Below are 25,785 nucleotides of genomic sequence, written 5' to 3' on the forward strand. Positions count from 1 at the left end.
TAGGAACTCAGAAGATAAAGAAACGCGCAGAGTGTATTCAATTGCCCGTACCAGCGGTAGTCAGCGGCTGACAAATAGCACGGGGTGTAAAGCCGCGCACATCATACCTCAATTCTATTAAGGATTTCTTAATCTGTGATGAATATTCTGCTGCCATGCATTTAAGGTCAGTACGGTCTTCGCCAACTACAAGATGAAATGTTTTCCTAAACCAACGGTAAATAAGACAAAACTGCTTTACCGACTATCGTCCCGCTTCTATCTTTTCCAGCTTTGCATCCTGATAATACTGGCTGCCGTTTTTAGCTGGCTTTCCCGGAATGAAGAGCTGGATCGCTGGCTGACCGGGTTCTGGTTTGATGCCGCCAGCCACAGTTTTCCGCTGCAAAACGATCGGCGGCTGGATTTGCTCAATCACCGCCTGTTAAAGGACCTGGTGATTGCAGGCGGGGTTATCGCGCTGCTATGGGGACTCTGGCGTCGTCAGCCACGGCTGGTCGTAGTGGCGTTGCTCATCGGGCTTGGGGCATTAACGGTCGGCGTCCTGAAAGGGTTTAGCCACCACTCCTGCCCGTGGAGCCTGGTGGAGTACGGCGGGAATGCCGCCTCGTACCCGCTTTTCAGCCCCGCTCCGGCAGACAGCGGGCCAGGAAGATGTTTTCCCGGCGGCCATGCTTCCAGCGGCTTTGGCGTTATGGCGCTGTTTTTTTTGTTTTACCGTGAACGCCCGCGTCTGGCGTGGTTTTTCCTCGGCCTTGGCGTTTTTCTCGGCCTGGGAATGGGGTACGGCCAGGTGATGCGCGGCGCGCACTTTTTCAGCCACAACCTGTGGGCAGGTTGGTGGGTATGGTTAACCCAGGTGGTGCTTTACGGCGCGATATCCACCTGGTCAGTTAAAGCACAGGACAAGTCATAATGGAAACGCTCAACCAGAATCTGTTTTTGCTCATAAATGCCACCCCGTCATCACCGGAGTGGATGATAAAACTGGCGATTTTCTTCGCCCGGGATCTGATCAGCATCGTCCCGCTGCTGATCGTCGCGCTCTGGCTGTGGGGCCAGCGTAAGCAAATGCCGGCCCAGCGCCAGGTGGTGATCAAAACCGGCATGGCGCTGGTGATTAGCGTGGCGTTGTCGTGGATCATCGGTCATGTGTTCCCGCACCCTCGCCCTTTTGTGGTCGGGCTGGGCTACAACTTCCTGCATCATGCGCCGGACGATTCTTTCCCGAGCGACCACGGCACGGTAATCTTCACCTTCGCCCTGGCATTTTTATGCTGGCACCGCATCTGGTCCGGCGTGATGCTGTTTGCGATCGGCTGCGCGATTGCCTGGTCCCGCGTCTATCTCGGCGTGCACTGGCCGCTGGACATGCTCGGCGGCCTGCTGGTCGGCATGAGCGCCTGTCTGCTGTCGCAGATTGTCTGGAACCTGCGCGGGCCGCAAATCCACCAGCGCCTGCATCAGATTTACCGCTACTGTTTCGCGCTCCCCATCCGTAAAGGCTGGGTGCGTGACTAAGCTGTGCGCCACAGGTAATATGCATTAACTAAAGCCCTGCCTTAGCGGGGCTTTTTAATGTTCAGAGGCCGCTATGGAAACCCGCCGTGAAGAGCGCATTAACCGCCTGCTACAGGCGCTGAAGCGCAGCGATAAAATTCATCTCAAAGAAGCCGCTCAGCTGTTGGGCGTCTCCGAAATGACCATCCGCCGCGACATTAACAGCGAACCGGGTCAGGTTGTTCTGCTGGGGGGATACGTGGTGCTGGAGCCTCGCAGCGCCGGGGCCAGCTACTATCTGCTTAGCGATGAAAAAACGCGCCAGGTTGAAGAGAAACGCCACGCCGCCAGGCTCGCCGCGCAGCGTGTTCGCCCGCGCCAGACCGTGTTCTTCGACTGCGGCACCACCACGCCTTACATTATTGACGCCCTTGACGACGATCTGCCTTTCACTGGCCTGTGCTATTCCCTCAACACTTTTCTGGCGCTGCAGGAGAAGCCGAACTGCCGGGTGATTTTAAGCGGCGGCGAGTTTCACGCCAGCAATGCGATTTTCAATCCGATTAACTTCCAGGAGTGCCTGGGGAATATCTGCCCGGATATTGCCTTTTTATCCGCGGCCGGCGTCCACCTGCGCTACGGCGCAACCTGCTTTAATTTGAATGAGCTGGCGGTGAAGCATTGGGCGCTGAGCATGGCCCAGCGTAATATTCTGGTGGTGGATGACACCAAGTTTGGCAAGGTTCGCGCCGCCTGCATGGGGCCGCTGACGGCGTTTGATACGATTATTACCAACCGGCCTCCCGCCGCGGAGTTTATAGACTATGCCGCGGCGGAAAACCTGACGCTAACGTGGTAGACGCTTAAGAGAACCAGCTCCCGAACCAGCCGTGGAGCTTCATCAGCACAAAGTCCCACATGCGGCTGAAGAAGCCGCCCTCTTCAACCGGCTCCATCACCAGCAGCGGGCGCTGCTCAATGGATTTGCCGTTCAGCAGGAAGTCGATGGTACCGACGGCCTGGCCTTTCTTCAGCGGCGCGGTTAGCTGAGGTTCATTCAGGGTAAAGCTGGCTTTCAGGTTTTTCAGCTGGCCACGGGGAATAGTCACCGAGCCGCCCTCGCCTGCCCCCAGATTGACTTCGCTCTTATCGCCAAACCAGACACGCTGGGTCACAAAAGTCGCGTCAGGTTTGATTGGCGTTACGGTTTCGAAGAAGCGGAAACCCCAGGTCAGCAGCTTTTCGCTCTCGTTGAAGCGAATGCGGTCAGTTTTTGTCCCCAGCACCACGGAAATCAGGCGCATATCGCCGGAGGTTGCTGACGCGACAAGATTATAGCCCGCGCCCACCGTGGTGCCGGTTTTCATGCCGTCAACGTTCAGGTTGGAGCTCCACAGCAGGCGGTTGCGGTTCGGCTGCTTGATATTGTTAAAGGTGAACTCTTTCTCTTTGTGTACCGCGTACTCGTCCGGCACGTCGTGGATCAGCGCCTGGCCCAGCAGCGCCATGTCGCGCGCGGTGCTGTACTGCCCCGGAGCATCCAGGCCGTGAACAGTTTTAAAGGTGGTGTTGGTGAGCTTGAGCTTCTGCGCGTAGTTGTTCATCAGGCTGACAAACGAGTCCTGGCTGCCCGCCACATAGTCGGCAATCGCAATGCTGGCGTCGTTCCCGGACTGAATAATGACGCCTTTGTTCAGATCTTCCACCGAGACTTTATCGCCGGGTTTCAGGAACATCAGCGAAGAGCCGCGCAGCACCGGGTTACCGGTGGCCCAGGCATCTTTCCCGATAGTCACCATATCCGTCAGGTGAATCTTGCCTGCTTTCAGCGCCTGCCCTACCACGTAGCTGGTCATCAGCTTGGTCAGACTTGCCGGATCGAGCTTTTCGTCGGCATTTCCTTCCGCCAGCACCTTCCCGCTGGCGTAATCCATCAAAATCCAGGCTCTGCCATCGACCTGGGGCGCATCTGCGGTCTGCTCAGCGCTTAGCGCAGGAGCCGCCATCAGCAGCAGGGTTGTCCCTGCGACTAAACCACGTAGTGTTGCAGGCATTTGCAAGATCGTCATAAAACCACCTGAGTATCCATTCTTAAAAAATTCACGGTGCGCACCGCCACCCAAAAGTCAGGGTGTGAGTAATAACGCACGAATCCACTTAAAGAAACATAGAGTTGGTAAAGTTTTTTAAGTTTATTCGATATCTGCGCGAGTTGCCGCCGTCACGCCATTTTTTTTAGCTTCGGTTGAGAAACAGTGGTGTTTTCGTGACCGGAGCCGGGCATACTCGATGTCCACCTGCAAAAAAAGGAACCACCATGATTACCGTTTGGGGCAGAGATAACTCCACCAATGTGAAGAAAGTGCTGTGGTGTCTGGAAGAGCTGCAACTGCCGTACCGCTCCGTGCCCGCGGGCGGGAAATTTGGCCTGACGCACGACGCTGAATACCTGGCGATGAACCCGAATGGCCTGGTGCCGTGCATTCACGACGACGCACACGGGCTGACGCTGTGGGAATCCAACACCATCGTGCGCTACCTGGCGGCTGAATATGGTCGCGATTCGCTGTGGGTAAATGCCCCGGCGGAACGTGCCAAAGGTGAAAAATGGATGGACTGGTCCGCTACGGCGGTCGCTGGCCCCTACCGTGGGGTGTACGCCAGCCTGGTCAGAACCCCGCCGGAAGCGCGCGATCGGAAGCTGATTGAGCAAAGCATTGTGGCCTGCAACAAGCTGTTTGCCATTGCAGATGCGGAACTGGCTAAACAGCCCTGGCTGGGTGGCGAAGCCTTTGGCCTGGGCGACCTCGCCTTTGGCCCGCAAATCTACAGCCTGCTCAACCTTGATATTCCGTGGGATGCGGTGCCAAATCTTCAACGCTGGTATCAGCAACTGACCCAGCGCCCGGCGTTCAAGAAAATTGTGATGCTCCCGCTGACCTGATTTAGCCTTCGGCCGGGCTGATTTTTAGCAGCTCGCCGTCAGATTCGTCGGTCAGGACATACAGATAGCCGTCCGGGCCGACGCGCACATCGCGAATACGCTTTTTACGATCCCCCAGCAGCCGCTGTTCGGCCGTCACCTTGTCGCCGTCCAGCGTTAGCTCAATCAGATTCTTTTCTTTGAGTGCGCCGATAAACAACTTGCCTTTCCACTGCGGGAAGGTGTCAGCCGAATAAAACGCCATGCCGCTTATGGCAGGAGAGACTTTCCAGTAATGAATCGGCTGCTCGGTGCCTTCAACTTCCCCTCCTTTGGCTTCGGGGATCTTAAGCCCGCTGTAATTAATGCCCCAGGTCGCCAGCGGCCAGCCGTAGTTTTTCCCGGCTGCCGGGATATTGATTTCATCGCCACCTTTCGGCCCGTGCTCGTTTAGCCACAGCTCCCCGTTGGCCGGATTAATGGCTAATCCCTGCGGGTTACGGTGCCCGTAAGACCAAATTTCAGGCCGGACGCCTGGTTTGCCTATAAACGGGTTATCCTGCGGGACGGAACCATCGGCATTAAGCCGCACCACTTTACCCTGCAGCTTATCGAGATCCTGAGCCGTAGCGCGCTCGTTGTTTTCCCCCAGCGCGATAAACACATGGCCTTGCCCGTCAAACGCCATGCGTCCGCCGAAATGGTTGCCGGTGGAGAGTTTTGGCGTCTGGCGGAACACAACCTTAAAGTTTTCCAGCCGCTTCAGATCCCGGCTTAACGTTCCATACCCGACGGCAGTACCGGCTTTATTGTCGCTGCCGCCTTCGGCAAAGCTAAGCCACACGCGGCGGCTACTGGCAAAGTCCGGGGCCAGCACAACATCCAGCAAACCGCCCTGTCCGTGGGCCCAGACAACGGGCACGCCGCCTATCGGAGCGGACAGTCCCTTGCCCTGCTGCCACAGATGCAGCTCCCCGCCACGCAGGGTAATCAACATGCCCTGGTTATCCGGTAAAAAGTCCAGCGCCCACGGGTGGGGCAGGTTGGTTTGCAGGACTTCAACGTTGGTTTTGGCAGCCAGGGCATAAGAGGCAGAGAAAAGTAGCGCGGCGGCAATAAGCGTGCGGGACGGGAACGGCGGCATGGCAATCTCCTGGTTTTGGCTATTCCTTAAGGGTAGCCGCCGGAGATAATCGACTGCCTGGTTTTACATAACATTAAGAACGGGGAGCCTGGCAGACTCCCCGCGCTCGGGTCAGGCTTCAATGGCCTTTCCGCGTTCTGCCAGTGCATTCAGGCTACGGGTGAGCTGCATCAGGCTGGTTTCAAGCTTTGCCGCATCAACCGCGATGTATTGCGGGCAGTCTTTACGCCCGCTCATCAGGCAAAGTGCGGCGGATGAACACGCCTCAACGGCATGGCGAAAATCATCTTTTTCATCGTCGGCCAGGCTCGCCTGCAGCACAAAGGCAGCATCGCGGCTCCGGTGGCAGACATCCAGCAAGCGGTTCCGCAGCTGTTCGCTTTCGCTGACAGACATGTACCCTTTGGCCTTTCTCAACGCCAGGTAGGCGGCGATCTCCCCCTTCGCGACCTGCAGCTTTTGCAGCAGGTCGTGTTTGAGCGTACGTCCGGACATAGCGCATCCTCCTCGTGGGTTACCCATTAACCCACAGAGTAAGTATGGTCAAGGGGTGGGGATTCGCACCGAATATCTTTCGCATTTGATGCTATTTATCGGGCAAGCCGGGGTATGCGGTGGGTAAACCGAAGCGGAATAAATCACGTCTAACGCAAACTGCAATTCTCCAGTACAAATTCCCGCCCAACCTCTGTAGAATCCCTGCCCTAATCTTTCTAATAATTGAACACTTTTTAAGCTATGAGCAATGTGACCCAACAACCCCGTATCGGGTTTGTCTCCCTCGGCTGCCCGAAAAACCTCGTGGACTCCGAACGCATCCTGACTGAACTGCGCACCGAAGGCTATGACGTGGTGCCAAGCTATGACGACGCCGACATGGTCATCGTCAACACCTGCGGCTTCATCGACAGCGCCGTCCAGGAATCGCTGGAGGCCATCGGCGAAGCGCTGAATGAAAACGGTAAGGTGATTGTCACCGGTTGCCTGGGTGCAAAAGAAGATCAGATCCGCGAAGTGCATCCGAAGGTACTGGAAATCACCGGCCCACACAGCTACGAGCAGGTTCTGCAGCACGTTCACCATTACGTGCCCAAACCGCAGCACAACCCGTTCCTGAGCCTGGTGCCGGAACAGGGCGTGAAGCTGACGCCGCGTCACTACGCGTATCTGAAAATTTCCGAAGGCTGCAACCATCGCTGCACCTTCTGCATTATTCCGTCCATGCGTGGCGATCTGGACAGCCGCCCAATCGGCGACGTGCTGGCAGAGGCAAAACGTTTGGTTGAAGCAGGCGTGAAAGAGCTGCTGGTGATCTCCCAGGATACTTCCGCTTACGGCGTGGACGTTAAGCACCGCACCGGGTTCTGGAACGGCGCTCCGGTCAAAACCAGCATGGTTAGCCTGTGTGAACAGTTGGCTAAGCTGGGCGTCTGGACTCGCCTGCACTACGTTTACCCGTATCCACACGTTGACGATGTGATCCCGCTGATGGCGGAAGGCAAGATTCTGCCGTACCTCGACATCCCGCTACAGCACGCCAGCCCTCGTATTCTGAAGCTGATGAAGCGCCCTGGTTCTGCGGATCGTCAGCTGCAGCGCATCAAGCAGTGGCGTGAAATCTGCCCGGATCTGACCCTGCGCTCGACCTTTATCGTCGGCTTCCCGGGTGAAACCGAAGAAGACTTCGAGATGCTGCTCGACTTCCTGAAAGAAGCGCGCCTGGATCGCGTGGGCTGCTTCAAATACAGCCCGGTTGACGGCGCAACCGCTAACGAGCTGCCTGACCAGGTGCCGGAAGAAGTGAAAGAGGAGCGCTGGAACCGCTTTATGCAGCTGCAGCAGAAAATCTCTGCCGAGCGCCTGCAGGAAAAAGTGGGCCGCGAGATTCTGGTCATGGTGGATGAGGTGGACGAAGAAGGCGCCATCGGCCGCAGCATGGCGGATGCCCCAGAAATCGACGGCGCGGTTTACCTGAATGGCGAAACCAAGCTGAAACCAGGCGACGTTGTCCGTGTGAAAGTTGAAAACGCGGATGAGTACGATCTGTGGGGTTCAGTGGTTTAGTTTGCCCCTCACCCTAACCCTCTCCCCACAAGGGAGAGGGAATAATCCCCCCCTCTGTCCTTGTTTTCTCTCGCCCCTTTGGGCTGAGGGGAGAAAATACTTAAAACGTATAGCTCATCCCCACCGTTAACTCCCGCAGGTTATTTTTATTCACCATTGGGCTGTCGCTGATAGCACTCGGATAAAAACGCTGGGTGAACTGCGCCCAGGTGTTCCAGAGCGGCGTCCAGGCGTAGTTCATTGCCAGCTGCGCGTAAGGGACTATGCTGCCCTGTGGCCGCCATGCCGCAAGGCCTGTTTTTGCCGACTCTTTCTCTGAAACGCCATAGTAATAGCGCGTGTTTTGCGCATTCGAAAAGTCCATTCCCGCTTCCGGCACCAGCGTGAAATCGCCCCACTGCGCCATTGCAATATAGGCCGTAGTGGCCGTTAGGCCGTTGCTGACGCCCAGCGTGTCGCCCGCAATTGTCGCGCTGAACGCGCCTATCGGCGTGGTGTATTGCATCGTCATGCCGCCCATCATCGTGCTATGGCGATTATTCAGCCCCCGCAGCGCGGGCGTCTGCCCGGTATCTGCCTGATACAGGGTATCGTAGTAATAGACTTTAGCGCGCAGCAGCAGCGTGTCGGTATTGATGAAGTTATAGCCCGCTTCGGTGCCGTCGAGGTACCAGGTTTTGCCGTCGTAGCCGACGTAGGGCAGCGCCCAGCGAAGCTGGTGCCGGGTTTGGTAAGGGGTTTGATACAGGCCCCCCTGCGCGCCAAGCGACCAGTTGGCCGCCGGGCAGGCAGTGGCAATCAGCAACGGGCTTAGCAGAAGTGCCCCGGTTATTTTTCTCATTTCTTCACTCCAGGGCAACGAATCTACTGCCTCAGCTTAGCCTTTAATTTTCGGATCCAGCGCGTCCCGCAGTCCATCCCCCAGCAAGTTGAACGCCAGCACGGTCAAAAAGATGGCAAGACTCGGGAAAATAGCCACATGCGGGGCAATCACCATATCCGCCCTCGCCTCGTTCAACATAGCGCCCCACTCCGGCGTAGGTGGCTGAGCCCCCAGGCCGAGAAATGACAGACTTGCGGCGGAAATAATCGAGGTCCCGATGCGCATCGTGAAATACACCACAATCGACGAAACGGTTCCCGGCAAAATATGCCGGAAGATGATAGTCGCATCCGGGGCACCAATGCTACGAGCAGACTCAATAAAAGTTTGCTGTTTCAGCACCAGCGTGTTGCCGCGCACCAGGCGGGCAAAGGCCGGAATACTGAAAATCGCCACCGCAATAATCACATTGGTCATGCCGCTGCCCATCACCGCCACCACCGCAATTGCCAGCAAAATACCGGGGAAAGCGAACAGCACGTCGCAGATTCGCATGATAATGCGGTCCCACCACCCTTCGTAATAGCCCGCCAGCAGGCCAAAGAAGGTACCGATTAGCGCGCCGATAAGCACCGAAAAGACGCCAGCGGCCAGCGAGATTTGCGCCCCGACCAGCACACGACTAAAAATATCCCGCCCGAGCGAATCAACGCCAAACCAGTGCAGCATCGACGGCCCGTCGTTCAGCCTGTCGTAATCGAAATAGTTTTCCGCATCAAAGGGAGCAATCCACGGTGCTATGAGCGCAATAACTATCAGCAAAAGCACAAACAGCCCGGCAGTCATCGCCACGGGCTGCTGGCGAAAACGCCGCAGAAACTCGCTCCACGGGGTACGAATTTGCCCGGCACGTACCACGGGCATCGCGTTGACTATGGCCTGGCGTCGCCAGTTTAAAAGTCGCATCCTTATTTGTACCTGATGGCCGGGTTAATGGCGGCATACAGCAGATCCACCACTAAGTTGATCACAATAAACTCCAGCGAAAACAGCAGAACCTCGGCCTGAATAACCGGGTAATCACGCATCTCCACTGAATCCACCAGCAGACGCCCTAATCCCGGCCAGTTAAACACTTTTTCCACCACAATAGACCCACCGAGCAGGAAGCCGAACTGCAACCCCATCATGGTGATCACCGGAATCATGGCGTTACACAGGCCGTGTTTTACCACGATCAGCGTTTCGCTCACGCCTTTCGCCCTGGCGGTACGCATGTAATCTTCGTGCAGCACATCCACAAACGACGCGCGGGTGAATCTCGCCATGACCGCCGCCACCGCCGCCCCAAGGGTAATGGACGGCAGAATGTAGTGCTGCCAGCTGTCGGCCCCCACCGTGGGCAGCCAGCCCAGCTCAACCGAGAAAACCTGCATCAGCAGCATTCCCAGCGCGAAGGCCGGGAATGAAATGCCGGACACGGCAATCGTCATGCTCAGGCGATCCGGCCAGCGGTTGCGCCAGACGGCGGCCACAATGCCGGTCACCAGGCCAAACAACGTCGCCCATGCCATGCTGGTCAGCGTCAGCCACAGCGTGGGCATAAAGCGGCTGGCAATCTCTTCAGACACAGGGCGGCGCGAAACCAGCGAGGTGCCAAAGTCCCCCTGCACGACGTGCGTGATGTAATGCAGGAACTGCCGCCACAGCGGTTGATCCAATCCCAGCTGTTTGCGAACAAGTTCGATGACCGTGGCATCCGCTTCCGGCCCGGCAATCAGCCGCGCCGGGTCGCCGGGCAGCAGATGCACGAACAGGAATACCAGCACCGCCACGATGAACAGCGTCGGGATAAGGCCCAAAAGGCGTTTGAGGAAATAGTTAAACATCGCAGCCCCTCACCCTAACCCTCTCCCTGAGGGGAGAGGGAATCAAGAGACAAGGCACCAACAGGCTTAGCTTTCCCCCCTCTCCCTTTTAGGGAGAGGGCCGGGGTGAGGGTCATTATCACGCTACTTCAAATCCGCATTATCAAAACTAAACCCGGTATCCGGCATCACATAGAAGCCGGTGAGATTTTTGCTGTGGGCAGAAACCAGTTTTTCCACCACCAGCGGCACCCACGGAGACTCTTTCCAGATCGTATCCTGCGCGTCTTTGTACAGCTTCGCCTTCTCTTCCGGTTTAGTAGTTTTCAGCGCATCGGCCAGGTCTTTGTCCACCTGTGGATTGCTATAAAACGCGGTGTTAAACAGCGTTGGTGGCCAGTTCTCGGAAGCAAACAGCGGCGACAGCGCCCAGTCAGCTTCGCCGGTTGACGCCGACCAGCCGGTGTAGAACATTCTCACGCCGCTCTCTTTCTGCCCTTTTGCTTCCACTTCGGCAGCACGCTGCCCGGCGTCCATCGCCGTCACTTTCACCTTGATACCCACCTGCGCCAGCTGCTGCTGGGTAAACTGCAGCACTTTCTGCGCGGTACTGTGGTTGTGCGAGGACCAAAGCGTGGTTTCAAAGCCGTTCGGGAAGCCCGCTTCTTTCAGCAGCGCTTTGGCTTTGGCTGGGTCATAAGGCCAGGGTTTGAATTTCTCGGCATAGGCAAGCGACGGCGGCACCACGCCTTCTGCTGGCGTAGCGAAGCCGGAGAACGCCACTTTCACCAGCGCCTGGCGGTTAATCGCATAGTTGATGGCTTCGCGGACTTTCGGGTTATCAAACGGTTTTTGGGTGACGTTCATGCTGATGTAGCGCTGCATGATCGACGGCGAGGCAACCAGCTCAAGCTTGCTGTTTTTCTCCAGCACGCCCGCCTGCTCGTAAGGGATCGGGAACGCGAACTGCGCCTCGCCGGTTTGCAGCATCGCCGCACGGGTATTGTTATCCACGACCGGGCGCCAGGTAATGCTGTCCAGCTTCGGCAGGCCTTGCTGCCAGTAACCGGCGAATTTCTTCACCTTCACAAAATCGGTCTGGTTCCAGGTATCCAGCTGATACGGGCCGGTACCCACCGGATGGAAGCTGATATCTTTGCCGTATTTTTGCAGCGCAGCCGGGGAAATCATCGCCGTCGCAGGGTGGGCCAGAATATTGATGAACGCCGAGAACGGCTCTTTTAAGGTGATTTTCACCGTGGAAGGATCGACCACCTCCGTTTTGGCAATGGTTTTATACAGGTTGTAGCGCTTGAGGTGGTTGTCCGGGTTGCTGGCGCGATCGAGGTTCGCTTTTACCGCCTCGGCATTGAATTCAGTACCGTCCTGGAACTTCACGCCAGTGCGCAGCTTGATGGTGTACACCAGGCCGTCGTCAGACACTTTGTAGCTTTCTGCCAGCACGTTCTGCAGCTTCATGTCTTTATCAAGCCCGAACAGCCCCTGATAGAACGATTTGGCCACCGCCTGGGACAGTGTGTCATTCGCGTCGTAAGGGTCGAGCGTGGTGAAGTTTGAGGCCACCGCTACGACGACATCTTTAGCAGCGAAAGCGGGCGTGGCGATAACGGCGGAGGCAAGTCCCGCCGCCAGCAGCCATTTTTGCGTTGTGTTAGCTGTCATTATTGTTTTCCTTTATAGGCGATTTTCACTGCTGCCGATGGGGTGGCGGGCGACAAAATGCCCCGGCCCCACCGCAACCAGCGGTGCTACGTGCGGTTCATCCCCCAGGCTGCGTGTGGCGCTGGGGATCTCATCAGACACTAAAACAGGCTTGCGTCCCTTGCGGGTTGGGTCAGCCACCGGTACCGCCGCCATAAGTTTGCGGGTGTACGGATGCTGCGGGTTTTCAAACACGGCGCGGCGCGGGCCAATTTCAACAATCTGGCCCAGATACATGACCGCCACGCGATGGCTGATGCGTTCCACGACGGCCATGTCGTGGGAAATAAACAGAAAAGCGATGCCAAATTCGCGCTGCAGGTCGAGCAGCAGGTTAACGATTTGCGCCCGAATCGACACATCCAGCGCCGAGACGGACTCGTCGGCAATCACCACCTTCGGGTTCAGCGCCAGCGCGCGGGCAATACAAACCCTCTGCCGCTGGCCGCCGGAGAACTCATGCGGGTAACGCCACGCGTGCTCAGGCTGTAAACCGACTCGCTCAAGCAGCCAGGCGACGCGCTGCTGGGCCTCTTCTTTAGGCATCGCCTGGTGCACCAGCAGCGGCTCCATAATGGAGTAGCCGACGGTCTGGCGCGGATCCAGAGAGGCATACGGATCCTGGAAAATAAACTGAATGTCTTTGCGAACGTGCTGCAGCTCGCCGTTAGGCAAATTATCAATACGCTGACCGTTAAAGGTGATGGTGCCGCCCTGGGTTTCCACCAGCCGCAGCAGCGAGCGCCCGGTGGTCGATTTACCACAGCCGGACTCGCCCACCAGCGCCAGCGTTTCGCCGGGCAATAAATCAAAACTCACCTTTTCAACGGCATGCACCTGGCGCGTCACACGGTTGAATATTCCGCTACGCAGCGGGAAGCGGGTCACCAGATCGCGAACTTCAAGCACCGGCTTCGCGCCGGGAGGAATCGTATCCTGCTCGGTTTCGGGCTCTTGCTGATTCGGTTGGCCTGGGACAATCAACGGAAATTTGCGCGGTAAATCGCTGCCGTTCATGGCGCCAAGCCTTGGTACGGCAGCCAGCAAAGCCTGGGTGTAGGCGTGCTGCGGGTTCTGGAATATTTGCTCCACGGTGCCGGTTTCAACCGCTTCCCCCCGGTACATCACCAGCACCCTGTCGGCGATGTCCGCCACCACGCCCATATCGTGGGTGATAAAAATGACGCCCATCTGCATTTCATCCTGCAGAACGCGAATAAGCTGCAGGATTTGTGCCTGAATAGTCACGTCGAGGGCAGTTGTCGGCTCATCGGCGATCAATACGGCCGGGCGGCAGGAGAGCGCCATAGCAATCATCACTCGCTGGCGCATCCCCCCGGAAAGCTGGTGCGGATAGCGGTTCAGGATGGCCTGTGCTTCAGGAATACGCACGCGTTCTAACATGCGCTTTGCTTCCGCCAGCGCCGCACGTCCATCAAGCTTTTGATGTAAACGGATGGACTCAGCGATTTGTTCGCCCACGGTGAACACCGGATTAAGCGAAGTCATCGGCTCCTGGAAAATCATGGCCACATCCGCCCCGCGCACGCGACGCATCTGGGCGTTGCTCAGCTCGGGCAGGTTCAGCACCTCTTTATTACGCCGACGCAGCAGCAGCTTGTCGCAGCTAACCTGCCCGCCGCCCTGCTCCAGCAGGCGCATCAGCGCCATCGCCGTGACCGACTTCCCGGAACCAGACTCGCCCACGATAGCCAGCGTTTCGCCCCGGTTAAGGGTCAACGACAGGTGGCGTACCGCGTCGGCAACCTGCTGCTGTTGGCGAAAGCGAATATTGAGGTCGCTAACGGCAAGCACCTGCTCGTCCGGTAGCTCATGACTGTGCGGCATTAACTCTCCTGGTCACGATAAATTCCTACGTTCGGGGCATCGCCGACAAAGCCAAAGCCACGGTACATTCCTTCGCTGTTAAACGGCAGCGCGACGTTCCCCTGATTGTCGATGGCAATCATGCCGCCGCTGCCGCCCAGCGCGGGCAGTTTCTCCATCACCACGCGGTCAACGGCCTGCTGCAGACTTAGTCCGGCATACTCCATCAGGGCCGCAATATCGTAGGCCGCCAGCGTGCGGATAAAAACTTCGCCCGTGCCGGTGCAGGACACGGCCACGTTGGCGTTGTTGGCATAGCAGCCCGCGCCGACTAAGGGAGAATCCCCTACCCGGCCCGGCAGTTTATTGGTCATTCCGCCGGTGGACGTTGCCGCCGCCAGATTCCCCAGTTTATCCAGCGCCACTGCGCCTACCGTGCCAAATTTTTTATCGGCATCAATCGGCTCAGCCCCGTCATGATCCAGCAGAGTCTGTTGACTTTCACGGGCGCGCAGCAGCTGCTGATAGCGTTCTTCGGTCGAAAAGAGCGTGGCTTCGACCGGCTCAAGCCCATTCTGCGCGGCAAAACGCTCCGCCCCTTCGCCAATCATCAGCACGTGCGGGCTGTTTTCCAGCACTAATCTTGCCGCCAGGATCGGGTTGCGAATATGGCTCACGCCCGCCACCGCCCCGGCATTCAGGCTGTTGCCATCCATCACGCAGGCGTCCAGCTCATGTGTACCTTCACTGGTGAACACAGATCCTATCCCGGCGTTGAACAGCGGGCATTCTTCGAGCAGGCGCACCGCCTCGGTCACCGCGTCCAGCGCGCTGCCGCCGCGTTCAAGGATCTGCTGCCCGGCTTCAACAATGTCGGAGAGTGCGCTAATAAACTGCAGCTCTTTTTCCGACGTCAGGTGGGCGCGGGTCAGGGCTCCGGCCCCGCCATGAATAGCGATAACGGCTTTGGTCATTCGGCATTGCCTGTAGAAAGTGATATCCGGCAGCGTTTTTTCTATAAATATCAGAATCGTTGCCAAACATTGATACGATTTTTGAATATAGAAAGACGTAAAAGTGTTGTAAAGAAAATTGACTTTACTCTATGAGCCTTTTGCCGCCCTGGCGGGAAGGAGAAATAGCGGCCAATCAAACCAAAGCCGCTATTTCTTTGGTAATAACAAAATCTTAGAACTTCGCGCTGATCCCCACGTTGTAGCTGGTCTGGTTCCCGTCGCTTAAGCCTGCCGTTTGTGCCACCGCCGCGAATGCGGACACGGTATTTGAGAGCGGCATATCGGCCCCGACGGCGATATCAGCCCAGTTTTTATCCAGCTGAGCACCGGTGCGGCTGAAGGTCAGCGCCGTGGATTTGAGGCCGCCGTTCGCCCGATAACTGTCATCGCCGAACTGATGGCGATAGCTTGCCTGCGCCCAGGGATTAATGACGCCCAGCTTCGTGTCCACGCGCCAGCCCGCGCTGCCGATTTGCGAATGGCCGTTCTGGTCGCCAAAGCGCATAGCCGTGCTGCTGCTGCCGTTTTCGCTGTAGCCGTTTACGTGGCTGTAATCCCAGGCGTACTGCAGCACCGGCCCCGTGGTTAGCCAGGCCGTGACGGGGATATCGTAGCCAGCCGTCAATCGCGCGCCATACAGCCTGCCGTCGGTGTCGCCTTTTTCCGTGCGGGTAAGCTGCCCCAGGGTGATATCGCGCTGAATATTGGTGAAGTCGGCAGAGAGATAATGCACGTCCCCGTTCAGCCAGGCCTGGCCCGCGCGAAGCTGGCCAAAGAGCGCCGCCTGAAAACCTCGGGTATCGTAGCGGTAGCCGTCGTCCGGGCGCTGATTGTCCAGCGAACCGGCGATCAGCCCGCCCAGCACCACGTTTTCGTTCAGCTGATAGTCGAGACCGACCGTCAGGTTATTGGTGTTACCTTTGCCGTCGCCGGTTTCGCTATTGCCGCTGTACCGCTGATACCCGCCGCTGTAGCCGCCAAACACGCCCAGTGAACCTGTGGCGTTATCGCCCTGCCGCAACTGCTGATAGCGGCTGTCGAGCGTTGCCCGGCTGCCGCGCACCATCGCCTGCGTGCCCTGGTTCAGGCGTGTGGCCTGGACGGGCGCGACGATAATCGACTCAATGTACTGGGCAATGATGCTGTGAACCTGCGGGCTCGGGTGGAAATGATCGGCAAACAGATAATCCTGCGCGGCGTTAAATCCCGGCGTGGAGCTGGTGCAGTCGGTCGCCGCCACGCCCGGCGGGCAGGCCATCCCGGCGGTGTTTGTCAGACCGAAGGCCTGAGGATTAGCCAGAATCTCCTGGAAGACGCCGTTGATATCCGCCCGGGCGATATTCCCCCCATGCTGCAGCAGGGCCTGATCTTCGGCGCTGTTGTAGAACGTGGTAAGCAAAGCGGCCTGCTGCACGGCCCGATCGTAGGCGGCTATCAGCTGCGCGGCTACCCCTTGCTGAACGAGCGGATTGGCACTGACAACGGAAGCCGCCGCCTGCAGCGCCTGATGAATCGCCTGCTGACGACTCGCCAGGTCAGGCGTTTGTGCCGCATCCAAAGACGCATAGGCAGCCTGAATCGCAGGCGTGGCCGCCGCCCCAAGCCCGGCGCTGAGTACCAGTTCCATTAGCGTTGGCGTGGCGCCGATATTCGGAACGTTCGGCACCACCACCAGCCCGGCGCCCGCATCAAGCAAAGCCCCCACCTGAGCGGCGGCGTTGGCCGCGCTGTTGGCCGCTATCCCCTGCGCCAGCGCAGGCTGAGTGGCGGCCGCGGCAAGATCGTTGCCACCGATCCAGTGAATATATAAGCCGTTGCCATCCGCCCGCCCACCGGTCTGGCTCAGGTAGCGCTGAACCTGGCTTTGCGTATTATCGGCCGGATTAAGCGCGGGCACAGCGGTGCCCCCGCCTGCGGCATAGTTGCTCCCACCTTCGCGGGAAGGCGTCAGCGTCAGGCCATAATGTGCGGCGAGCTGCTCGTCATAGAGCTTGTTCTGGCTGCTGTTCCAGGTCCAGCGCCCGTTGTTGCCGGTATCGCTGAGGCTGTCGCCAAAAACGGTGAGGGAATCAAAGGCAAATGCAGATGAGGTGAAGCCCACAGCGGCGGCCAGCATACTGAATTTGAATGCTTTTTGTTTGCTTATCATCAGTTCTTCCTTGCAAGGTTTTTTATTAGCCACAATGACTATAGCCAATGGCGATTGACACGCAGGCCGAGCGTAAAGAAGAAACGTGACAACGTGATGTAACGCATGTCCGACCACTGACGAAAGGTTTTTGCTGATCCCAGACATGCCGTCAGGCGGCGTTTTCTGCCATACTAAGGCCTTATTTTGCCCCTGCCCCAGGAGTCATGAATGGAATTTACCGCCGGGCTGATCCCGCTTGAAACCGCACTTGAACAGATGCTGTCCCGTATTCATCCGTTGTCTGAAACAGAAACCCTGCCGCTGCTGCTGGCAACGGGCCGCGTCACGGCGGCCCCGGTGGTCTCGCCGCTGGATGTCCCCGGTTTCGATAACTCAGCGATGGACGGCTACGCGGTGCAGCTGGCGGATATCAAAGCCGGGGGCGCACTGCCCGTCGCCGGGAAAGCCTTCGCCGGACAACCGTTTAGCGGTGAATGGCCTGCAGGCACCTGCGTGCGCATCATGACCGGCGCGCCGATCCCTGTCGGAGCTGAAGCCGTTGTGATGCAGGAAGAGACGGAAGTCACCGAAAGCGGCGTGCGTTTTAACGCTCCGGTGAAGAACGGCCAGAATATTCGCCGTCGCGGTGAGGATATCCATCAGGGCGCCAGCGTGCTGGCCGCAGGCGTGAAATTAACCGCCGCCGAACTGCCGCTGATTGCCTCGCTGGGCATCCCGGAAGTGAAGGTCTTTCGCAAAGTGCGTGCGGCGGTGTTCTCCACCGGCGATGAACTCCAACTTCCGGGCCTGCCGCTGGCCGAAGGCCAAATCTACGATACCAACCGCCTGGCGGTGCACGTCATGCTGGAGCAGCTGGGCTGTGAAGTGATCGACCTCGGCATCGTTCGGGATGACCAGGCGGCCCTTCGCGCGGTGTTTAACGAAGCGGACAGCCGGGCAGATGTGGTCATCAGCAGCGGCGGTGTTTCCGTGGGCGAAGCCGATTACACCAAACAAATCCTCGAAGAGCTGGGCGAAGTCGGCTTCTGGAAGCTGGCGATTAAACCGGGCAAACCGTTTGCCTTTGGACGCCTGAAAAACAGCTGGTTCTGCGGTCTGCCGGGCAACCCGGTTTCCGCCGCTCTGACGTTCTACCAGCTAGTGCAGCCGCTGCTGGCGAAGCTGAGCGGGCAAATCGCCAGCCCTCTGCCGCCGCGCATGCGCGTTCGCACCGTCGGCAAGCTGAAGAAATCCCCTGGCCGCCTCGACTTCCAGCGCGGCATTCTTCGCCGCAATGAGCAAGGCGACCTGGAGGTGTTAAGCACCGGGCATCAGGGATCGCATATTTTCAGCTCCTTCAGCCAGGCCAACTGTTTTGTGGTGCTGGAGCGCGAACGCGGCAACGTAGAGGCCGGGGAATGGGTTGAGGTCGAACCGTTTAATCCGCTGTTCGGAGGCTGAAATGGTCGAGCTTAGCGATGAGGAGATGCTGCGCTACAACCGCCAGATTGTGCTGCGCGGCTTTGACTTTGACGGCCAGGAAAAGCTTAAGGCTTCGCGAGTGCTCATCGTCGGGCTGGGCGGGCTGGGCTGCGCGGCGGCACAGTATCTGGCGGCCGCGGGCGTGGGCCAGCTCACGCTGCTCGATTTCGACACCGTTTCGCTCTCAAACCTCCAGCGGCAAACGCTGCACAGCGATGCCACAATTGGCAAACCGAAGGTGGATTCCGCGCGGGATTCACTGGCGGCGATTAATCCGCATATCCAACTCGACACCGTCAATGCGATGCTCGAATACCCTCAGCTTTCCGGGTTAATCGCCCGCCACGATGTGGTGCTGGACTGCACGGATAACGTGGCTATACGCAACCAGCTCAATCGCGGCTGCCATCAGCATAAGATCCCGCTGGTGTCCGGGGCGGCCATTCGCATGGAGGGCCAGATTAGCGTCTTCACGTATCAGGATAACGAGCCCTGCTACCGCTGCCTGAGCCGTCTGTTTGGCGAAAGTACGCTGAGCTGCGTTGAGGCTGGCGTTATGGCCCCGCTGGTCGGGATTATCGGCTCGCTGGAAGCCATGGAGGCCATCAAGCTGCTGGCAAACTACGGCACCCCAGCGCGCGGGAAAATCGTGCTTTACGATGCGATGACCTGTCAGTTCAGAGAGATGAAGCTGGCACGTAACCCGCAGTGTGAAGTGTGCGGGTAGAAACGAAAACGGGGATATCATTATCCCCGTTATTTTTAGACCGCCAGATCGGTGAGCATCACCTTGGCAATTTCGAAGTAAATCAGCAGCCCGGTTCCGTCGATTAAGGTGGTGATAAACGGCGCCGACACCACGGCCGGATCGATATTCACCTTACGAAGCAGCATCGGAATAATCGAAGAAACAATCGCGCTCCAGACGGTGATGGCGATGAGCGTCAGGCTGACCACCATCATCACTTCCATACCCACGCCCAACATCCAGGCCCGAATAAACCCGGCGGTGCCAATGGTTAAGGCAATGAGCACCGAGGCCGAGATCTCCTTGCGCAAAATAGCGCCCAAATCCTTTAGCCCCACTTCGCCTAGCGCCATCGCCCTGACCAGCGTCGAGGTAATTTGTGTGCCGGTATTGCCGCCGGTGCCAATCAGCAACGGGATAAAGAACGCCAGCGCAATCGCCGCCTCAAGCTGATCTTCAAACGATTTAATCACCGAGCTGGTGTAAGCCTCGGCCACAAACAGCAGCAGCAGCCAGACCGATCTTTTGCGCCACAGCGTAAAGACGCTGCTTTGCAGATAGGGCGTTTCCAGCGGCGACGACGCGCCCTGCAGCTGGCTGTCCAGCGTGTTTTCGTCCTCAAGCAGCTGAGCGATTTCCTGCGGGCCCAGCACGCCTTTCAGCTTGCCGTAGCTCAAAACAGGGATGTAGTTAGCGCCCGCCTTTTTAATATCCACGCAGGCTTCATGCCGCGTTTTTTCCGGCGTTAATGAGAACGCCACGGGCCGCATCAGATCGCTGAGTAGCGCCTCTTTGTCGGCCTGCAGCAGTGATTTTACCGGCACGAGGCCAAACAGATGAGCATCGTCGTCCACCACAAATATCTGCGACGGGATCTGCTCATTTTTAATGCCCGAACAGAACAACGCCTGCGCATCCTGCACCGAAGTGCCCGGCGGTAAAGCGATGTAATCCTGGCTCAGGTAAGCCAGCACGGTGTTTTGTGAGTCTGAGGATGGCAGTTTGACGGACACGGCCAGTGAAGCGCGGGTGTGCGCTGAGGTATTAGTTGAAAAGGTCATGATTTTTCCCCGGTTACTGTTTTAAAAATAAACAGTCCTCATCCTGGGGCGAAGCAAGATATGAGAGTGCTGACGCTATCTCCATGTCTCGGTTTTAGCACTGCACAACGTATCCCCTAAAGCGGGGGAAGTTACCTGGGGTTATACCTTCGCTCGATATAACCTGTCCTAATCTTGGGCGTCTCTCGACGTCGTCAGATCAGCAACCTATGTTTGTACAGGAGCCTCGCCTAACGAGATACTGCAAGTCTTCCGCGGCCTATAGTAGGGATTTAAACTTCGGGCGCAAGGCAAAGAACCTGCGCTGTTTAGGGTTTATTTATGCTTTTTTTCTGCTCAGTCGTAGAGTTTATCGCTGGTCACCGCCGGTCGACCTTTCCCCGCTCCCACGCGCCGCACTGACGCCTGCACCTTTAGCGTACCGCCCAACAGAATATTCACCACCGGCGCTTCCGGGCGCATCAGGCGCTGCTGCAGCAGTTGAACCGCCTCCTCACCCAGCTCGTCCCTGGGAACATGAACCGAGGTTAAAGGCACGTCATGGATTTCGGCCAGGTTAAAGCCATCGATGCTCATTACCGACATATCCTGCGGCACGCGCAGCCCTGCTTTTTGCAGAGCACTAACGGCACCTGCTGCCATAAAGTCGCCGCCGACTAACAGCGCGCTCGGCCAGGCCGGCCGCGGCGTAACGGCCAGATAGTCGCTGATTAAGGCCTCGCTCTCTTTGGCACCGAAGCTTTGGGCGACTAACAAATGCCGGGTCTCATCAAACGACAAATTACGGCTGTCCCACGCATCCCGAATCCCGGCCAGGCGCTGTTCCATGGTGTAGCGACGCAGGCACATTACCGTCAGTACGCCTTTATGCCCCATGTCGAACAGATAATTTGCGGCAAAGCGGCCGGTCATCAGGTGATCCGGCGCCACGCCTGAAAGACGCATTTTGCGATCCTGGCAGTTGATCAGCACGCTAGGCTTGCCCAGATCCGCCGCCAGATCGTGGATGTGCGGATCATCAATCCCCAGCAGAATGGCCGCTTCGGTTTCCGGCTCGTTCATCTTGCTGAGAAACAGTCCGGTATCGCTGTCATTCTCTTCCAGCGCGCAGAAGCGCAGCCTGGCGTCGTGAGGCACCAGCGCCTTGCCGATGCCCTGCATCACCCGGTAGTAGAAGACGTCCAGCCGCTCATCAAACGCCCGACGGGGCGCAAAAACCACCAGGCTGTTGACCAATAATCTGCCCGCGGCAATGCCCTGCAATACCCCCTTAGCTTTGGCGCAGGCCAGTACCCGCTGGCGGGCCGACTCGCTGGTATTCCCCTTACCCGCCAGCACGCGGGAAACGGTGCTTATCGACAGCCCCGTTTGCGCGGCAATTTCGGTGATTTTTAGCGTTTTACTCATTTTGTGATCGACGCCCGTTTGTGAAATGAAAAAATTTTCATGACTGCGAGTACGCCATAGTGCCGGAGATTTAGCGTTATTTCTTCGCGTCGGATCGAGGTAGTGAAAATATTTGCAAAAATTGCGCTATTGGTTGGCTGATAACTCAATTACGCTCCATTTTGTAAACCAATAAGGTTCTCACTGAAAGCACAAATAAAATTAAATACATAAAAATCAAATAATTAAAATACATCCATCGCCAAAAATAGTGGCATACCAATTCTACTAATTACCCTACAAGGTGGAGTGAACTATGAGTCATGGCATCGACCAACCGATAACCGCCGTTAAGGCAGGACGCGTTTTCCGACATTTGCGCTGGTGGGTTCTGGTTCTGTTCTTACTTGGCGTCACCGTGAATTACATCACGCGTAATGCGCTGGGGATCCTGGCGCCTGAACTGAAAACCTCTCTCGGCATTACCACCGAACAATATTCCTGGATAGTCGGTGCTTTTCAGCTGGCCTATACCCTGTTCCAGCCTCTCTGCGGCTGGCTGATCGACGTGATTGGCCTGAAGATCGGCTTTCTGATCTGCGCCAGCATCTGGGCGGTGATGTGCATGCTGCATGCCGGCGCCGGGAGCTGGTTACAGCTGGCTATTTTGCGCTTCATGATGGGCGGTGCGGAGGCCGCAGCCACGCCCGCCAACGCCAAAACGCTGGGTGAATGGTTCCCGAAAAAAGAGCGACCGATTGCCGCAGGCTGGGCCGGGGTGGGCTTTTCCATCGGCGCAATGCTGGCTCCGCCGATTATCTATTTTGCCCACAGTTTTTTTGGCTGGCAGGGTGCCTTTATGTTCAGCGGCGCGCTGGCGCTAGGATGGGTTGTGCTGTGGTGGCTGTTTTACCACAACCCGGAACAGCACCCGAACCTGAGCAAGGAAGAACTGGCGTTCATCAAGCAGGACAACGAGCCGCCCGCCGTGAAACTGCCGTTTTTCACCGCCCTGAAAACCGTCTCCAAAAATAAACGCTTTTACGGCATCGCCATTCCAGCTTTTATGGCGGAACCCGCCTGGGCGGTCCTGAGCTTTTGGGTTCCGCTTTACCTGGCCAACGAACGCGGAATGGATCTCAAACAGATTGCTATGTTCGCCTGGCTGCCGTTCCTCGCTGCCGATATCGGCAGCATTGCCAGCGGCTATCTGACCAAAGTTTACGTCCGTATTTTTGGCTGCTCGCGCACCAATTCCGTGGTGGCGAGTTCGGTAACCGGCGCGTTCCTGATGCTTTCTCTGGCGCTGGTCGCCGTCACCAAAGATCCCTGGATTGCCATCCTGCTTATCTCCATCGGCGGCTTCGGGCACCAGATTATCTCCTGCATGCTCAGCGCGCTGGTGGTGGACTCGTTTGATAAAGGCCAGATGGCCACCGTCAACGGCATGCGCGGTTCGGCGGCCTGGATTGCCAGCTTTATCTTCTCTCTGATCATCGGCGTGACCGCCGACAAGATTGGCTTCAACCCGCTGTTTATCGCCATGGGCTTTTTTGATCTGATCGGCGCGGTGTTCCTGGTGGCATTTATCGCCGAACGCCGCGCAAAACGCACCTGAATGGATGGTCTCTCATGAAAACACTTAAGAACTGGACGCTCGCAAAACAAGATGACAGCCAGGTTATCCTGACCCTCGACGGCAAGCATTCGCTGCACCTGTATGTGCTGGAAGATAAGCTGTTTCGCGTGCTGATTAAACGTCAACAGGGCCTGGCGCTGGACCGCACCTGGAGCATCGCCCCGCAGCAGGATGTCCCGTGGGAGGGACGCGACCGCGAAAGCCACGCCGGGTTTACCCTGCCCGGCTTCACGCTGGAACAGCAATCGGATAGGCTCATCATCAGTAGCGAAAGCCTGCGCGTGACCGTGCGCCAGCCGCTTTATCTGGAGTGGGAATACAAATCCGCCCAGGGCGAATGGCTGCCCCTCACCTGCGATCGCCCCACCAGCGCTTACCAGCTTAACGCTCACGGCGATGGCGTGGCCCACTATCAGCGGCGCTTTGCCGGGGAGCGCTTTTACGGGCTGGGTGAAAAAGCCGGGCCGCTTAACCGCACCGGCAGGCGCTATGAGATGCGTAATCTGGACGCAATGGGCTATAACGCGGTGTCGACCGACCCGCTTTACAAGCATATTCCCTTCACCATTACGCGCCGGGACGACGTCAGCTTTGGCCTGTTCTATGACAACCTGAGCAGCTGCTGGCTGGATCTGGGCAACGAGATAGACAACTATCATCTGGCCTATCGCCGCTGGCAGGCAGAAGCCGGCGATCTGGACTATTACCTGTTTCTCGGCCCGCGCGTGCTGGACGTCACCAAGGCCTTCGTGCGCCTGACCGGGAAAACCTTCTTCGGGCCCAAATGGAGCCTCGGCTACAGCGGCTCAACGATGCATTACACCGACGCACCCGACGCCCAAAATCAGCTGATGAACTTTATTCGGCTGAGTCAGCAGCACGCGATTCCGTGCGACTCATTCCAGCTTTCGTCGGGCTACACCTCCATCAATAACAAACGCTACGTGTTTAACTGGAATTATGAAAAGGTGCCGCAGCCGAAGGTGATGAGCCAGGCGTTTATGGCGGCCGGGATCCGCCTTGCGGCCAACATCAAGCCTTGTCTGCTGCAGGATCATCCGCGTTATGAGGAGGTTGCCAAAGGCGGGCTGTTTATCAAAGATTCGGAATCCGATGCGCCGGAACACTCCAGCTTCTGGGACGATGAAGGCTCTCATCTGGACTTCACCAACCCGGCCACGGTGAAATGGTGGCAGGCTGGCGTTACCACACAGCTGCTGGAAATGGGCATTGGCTCCACCTGGAACGACAACAACGAATACGAAGTGTGGGACGGGGAAGCGCGCTGTCACGGCTTTGGCCAGCCGATAGCCATCAAACATATTCGCCCGGTCATGCCGCTGCTAATGATGCGCGCTTCGATGGAGGCTCAGCAGAAATTTTCCCCGGAAAAACGCCCATATCTGATTTCCCGTTCCGGTTGCGCCGGGATGCAGCGCTACGTCCAGACGTGGAGCGGCGACAACCGCACCAGCTGGGATACGCTGCGTTACAACACGCGGATGGGCGTCGGCATGAGCCTGTCCGGCCTGTTTAACGTCGGGCATGACGTTGGCGGTTTTTCGGGCGACAAGCCTGACGCCGAGCTTTTCGTGCGCTGGGTTCAGAACGGCGTGATGCACCCGCGCTTCACCATCCATTCGTGGAATGATGACCACACAGTGAACGAACCCTGGATGTATCCGGCGGTGACTCCGGCCATCCGCAGCGCCATTGAGCTGCGTTATCGCCTGCTGCCCTATTTCTACACGCTGCTGTGGCAGGCACACGCGGATGATGAACCCATGCTGAGGCCGACGTTCCTCGACCATGAACATGACGTGAAGACGTTTGATGAATGCGATGAGTTCCTGCTGGGCCGGGATCTTCTGGTGGCAAGCGTGGTGGAACCAGGACAACGCGAACGTACTTTATGGCTGCCGGCCAATGAGCACGGCTGGTACGACTATTATTCCGGCCAGTGGTTTAGCGGCGGCCAGACCATCACCCTGCCCGCCCCGCTTGAGCGTTTGCCATTGCTGGTTCGCGCCGGTGCGGCTCTGCCTCACAGCGAACGCATCAGCTACGTTTCCCCGCAGGACGATACCGTCCGTGAGCTAAAAATTTACCCGCTGCAGGGCACCGGGACGTCCCACGGCGTGTTGTTTGAGGATGACGGAGAATCCTGGGGCTATAAAGAAGGCAACGCGCTCTGGCTTCGCTGGGAAATAACCTGCTCAGCCAACGAGATTAACGTGGCCTTTAGCCGCAAGGGGGATTATTTGCCCGCGTGGCGCGAGATTAAGCTGTCTTTGCCTGAGGGAGAAAGACGTCGATTGCTGGTGAACGGCGTGGAATGCGAGGTATGGGGGCTGTAATTGCCCCTCAGCCCAAAGGGACGAGGGGGAAAACAACAGGGCAGAACAGTACATAATCTATTCCCTCTCCCTTTTAGGGAGAGGGTTAGGGTGA

Annotated in this window: 21 protein-coding genes and 1 riboswitch; of the genes, 9 read left to right on the plus strand and 12 right to left on the minus strand. The window is 57.6% G+C overall.

Features of this window, described 5'->3' with window-relative positions:
* The first annotated feature begins 193 nt into the window (after nt 1-193).
* The 3 genes from A936_RS04860 (at nt 194) to deoR (ending at nt 2,359) form a co-directional block, all read left to right on the plus strand.
* The gene (locus A936_RS04860) at nt 194-916 is read left to right on the plus strand and encodes a phosphatase PAP2 family protein (protein WP_008455200.1); all 723 of its coding nucleotides are present in this window, start codon (nt 194-196) and stop codon (nt 914-916) included.
* Complete coding sequence (gene ybjG, locus A936_RS04865) at nt 913-1,521, plus strand: undecaprenyl-diphosphate phosphatase (protein WP_034807788.1); 609 nt, start codon at nt 913-915, stop codon at nt 1,519-1,521. The genes A936_RS04860 and ybjG overlap by 4 nt, the downstream gene beginning before the upstream one ends.
* Nucleotides 1,522-1,594: 73 nt before the next feature.
* Nucleotides 1,595-2,359 carry a DNA-binding transcriptional repressor DeoR gene (deoR, locus tag A936_RS04870; RefSeq protein WP_008455203.1) on the plus strand — a complete coding sequence of 255 codons (765 nt, stop codon included), beginning with the start codon at nt 1,595-1,597 and terminating at the stop codon, nt 2,357-2,359.
* A gap of 4 nt (nt 2,360-2,363) precedes the next feature.
* Here deoR and dacC read toward each other — a convergent pair whose 3' ends face one another.
* Nucleotides 2,364-3,569: a serine-type D-Ala-D-Ala carboxypeptidase gene (gene dacC, locus A936_RS04875; RefSeq protein ID WP_008455204.1), complete on the minus strand. Its 1,206-nt coding sequence runs from the start codon at nt 3,567-3,569 to the stop codon at nt 2,364-2,366.
* Between the two features lie 248 nt (nt 3,570-3,817).
* Between dacC and A936_RS04880 the strand changes: the two genes are divergently transcribed.
* Nucleotides 3,818-4,444, plus strand: a complete 627-nt coding sequence (locus A936_RS04880; protein WP_008455205.1) for a glutathione S-transferase family protein — start codon at nt 3,818-3,820, stop codon at nt 4,442-4,444.
* 1 nt (nt 4,445) lies between these two features.
* On the opposite strand, the gene A936_RS04885 is transcribed toward A936_RS04880, so the two are convergent.
* Nucleotides 4,446-5,567 (minus strand): PQQ-dependent sugar dehydrogenase, encoded by a 1,122-nt coding sequence (locus tag A936_RS04885; protein WP_008455206.1) that lies wholly within the window; start codon nt 5,565-5,567, stop codon nt 4,446-4,448.
* Nucleotides 5,568-5,678: 111 nt separating this feature from the next.
* On the minus strand, nt 5,679-6,062 hold the full coding sequence (locus A936_RS04890) for a biofilm formation regulator BssR (protein WP_008455207.1): 384 nt from the start codon (nt 6,060-6,062) through the stop codon (nt 5,679-5,681).
* A 243-nt stretch (nt 6,063-6,305) separates the two neighbouring features.
* On the opposite strand from A936_RS04890, the gene rimO reads away from it, so the two are divergent.
* A complete protein-coding gene (gene rimO, locus A936_RS04895) occupies nt 6,306-7,631 on the plus strand; it encodes a 30S ribosomal protein S12 methylthiotransferase RimO (protein WP_008455208.1) in 1,326 nt (441 codons plus the stop codon).
* Nucleotides 7,632-7,731: 100 nt separating this feature from the next.
* Here rimO and A936_RS04900 read toward each other — a convergent pair whose 3' ends face one another.
* From A936_RS04900 to A936_RS04930, 7 genes are all read right to left on the minus strand, one after another.
* Entirely contained in the window at nt 7,732-8,472 is a 741-nt protein-coding gene (locus tag A936_RS04900; protein ID WP_008455209.1) for a MipA/OmpV family protein, read from the minus strand.
* A gap of 36 nt (nt 8,473-8,508) precedes the next feature.
* The gene (gsiD, locus tag A936_RS04905) at nt 8,509-9,420 is read right to left on the minus strand and encodes a glutathione ABC transporter permease GsiD (RefSeq protein ID WP_008455211.1); all 912 of its coding nucleotides are present in this window, start codon (nt 9,418-9,420) and stop codon (nt 8,509-8,511) included.
* A 2-nt stretch (nt 9,421-9,422) separates the two neighbouring features.
* On the minus strand, nt 9,423-10,343 hold the full coding sequence (gene gsiC / locus A936_RS04910) for a glutathione ABC transporter permease GsiC (protein ID WP_008455214.1): 921 nt from the start codon (nt 10,341-10,343) through the stop codon (nt 9,423-9,425).
* A 123-nt stretch (nt 10,344-10,466) separates the two neighbouring features.
* Entirely contained in the window at nt 10,467-12,005 is a 1,539-nt protein-coding gene (gene gsiB, locus A936_RS04915) for a glutathione ABC transporter substrate-binding protein GsiB (RefSeq protein ID WP_008455217.1), read from the minus strand.
* Between the two features lie 12 nt (nt 12,006-12,017).
* The gene (gene gsiA / locus A936_RS04920; RefSeq protein WP_008455218.1) at nt 12,018-13,892 is read right to left on the minus strand and encodes a glutathione ABC transporter ATP-binding protein GsiA; all 1,875 of its coding nucleotides are present in this window, start codon (nt 13,890-13,892) and stop codon (nt 12,018-12,020) included.
* Nucleotides 13,892-14,845 carry a beta-aspartyl-peptidase gene (gene iaaA, locus A936_RS04925; RefSeq protein WP_008455221.1) on the minus strand — a complete coding sequence of 318 codons (954 nt, stop codon included), beginning with the start codon at nt 14,843-14,845 and terminating at the stop codon, nt 13,892-13,894. The genes gsiA and iaaA overlap by 1 nt, the downstream gene beginning before the upstream one ends.
* Nucleotides 14,846-15,059: 214 nt before the next feature.
* Nucleotides 15,060-17,003, minus strand: a complete 1,944-nt coding sequence (locus tag A936_RS04930) for an autotransporter outer membrane beta-barrel domain-containing protein (RefSeq protein WP_442892837.1) — start codon at nt 17,001-17,003, stop codon at nt 15,060-15,062.
* Nucleotides 17,004-17,246: 243 nt separating this feature from the next.
* Between A936_RS04930 and moeA the strand changes: the two genes are divergently transcribed.
* Nucleotides 17,247-18,479, plus strand: a complete 1,233-nt coding sequence (gene moeA, locus A936_RS04935; RefSeq protein WP_008455225.1) for a molybdopterin molybdotransferase MoeA — start codon at nt 17,247-17,249, stop codon at nt 18,477-18,479.
* A gap of 1 nt (nt 18,480) precedes the next feature.
* Nucleotides 18,481-19,227, plus strand: a complete 747-nt coding sequence (gene moeB, locus A936_RS04940; protein ID WP_008455226.1) for a molybdopterin-synthase adenylyltransferase MoeB — start codon at nt 18,481-18,483, stop codon at nt 19,225-19,227.
* Nucleotides 19,228-19,262: 35 nt separating this feature from the next.
* Here moeB and A936_RS04945 read toward each other — a convergent pair whose 3' ends face one another.
* Both A936_RS04945 and A936_RS04950 read right to left on the minus strand, forming a co-directional pair.
* Nucleotides 19,263-20,309 (minus strand): magnesium transporter, encoded by a 1,047-nt coding sequence (locus A936_RS04945; protein ID WP_008455228.1) that lies wholly within the window; start codon nt 20,307-20,309, stop codon nt 19,263-19,265.
* A gap of 72 nt (nt 20,310-20,381) precedes the next feature.
* Nucleotides 20,382-20,554: riboswitch (M-box (ykoK) riboswitch) on the minus strand.
* 91 nt (nt 20,555-20,645) lie between these two features.
* Entirely contained in the window at nt 20,646-21,716 is a 1,071-nt protein-coding gene (locus A936_RS04950) for a LacI family DNA-binding transcriptional regulator (RefSeq protein WP_008455230.1), read from the minus strand.
* A 295-nt stretch (nt 21,717-22,011) separates the two neighbouring features.
* On the opposite strand from A936_RS04950, the gene A936_RS04955 reads away from it, so the two are divergent.
* The gene (locus tag A936_RS04955; RefSeq protein ID WP_008455232.1) at nt 22,012-23,313 is read left to right on the plus strand and encodes an MFS transporter; all 1,302 of its coding nucleotides are present in this window, start codon (nt 22,012-22,014) and stop codon (nt 23,311-23,313) included.
* A 14-nt stretch (nt 23,314-23,327) separates the two neighbouring features.
* Entirely contained in the window at nt 23,328-25,691 is a 2,364-nt protein-coding gene (locus A936_RS04960) for a glycoside hydrolase family 31 protein (protein WP_008455233.1), read from the plus strand.
* Nucleotides 25,692-25,785 lie beyond the last annotated feature (94 nt).

It is taken from the genome of Enterobacter sp. Ag1 (genome assembly GCA_000277545.1).
GTDB lineage: Bacteria > Pseudomonadota > Gammaproteobacteria > Enterobacterales > Enterobacteriaceae > Cedecea.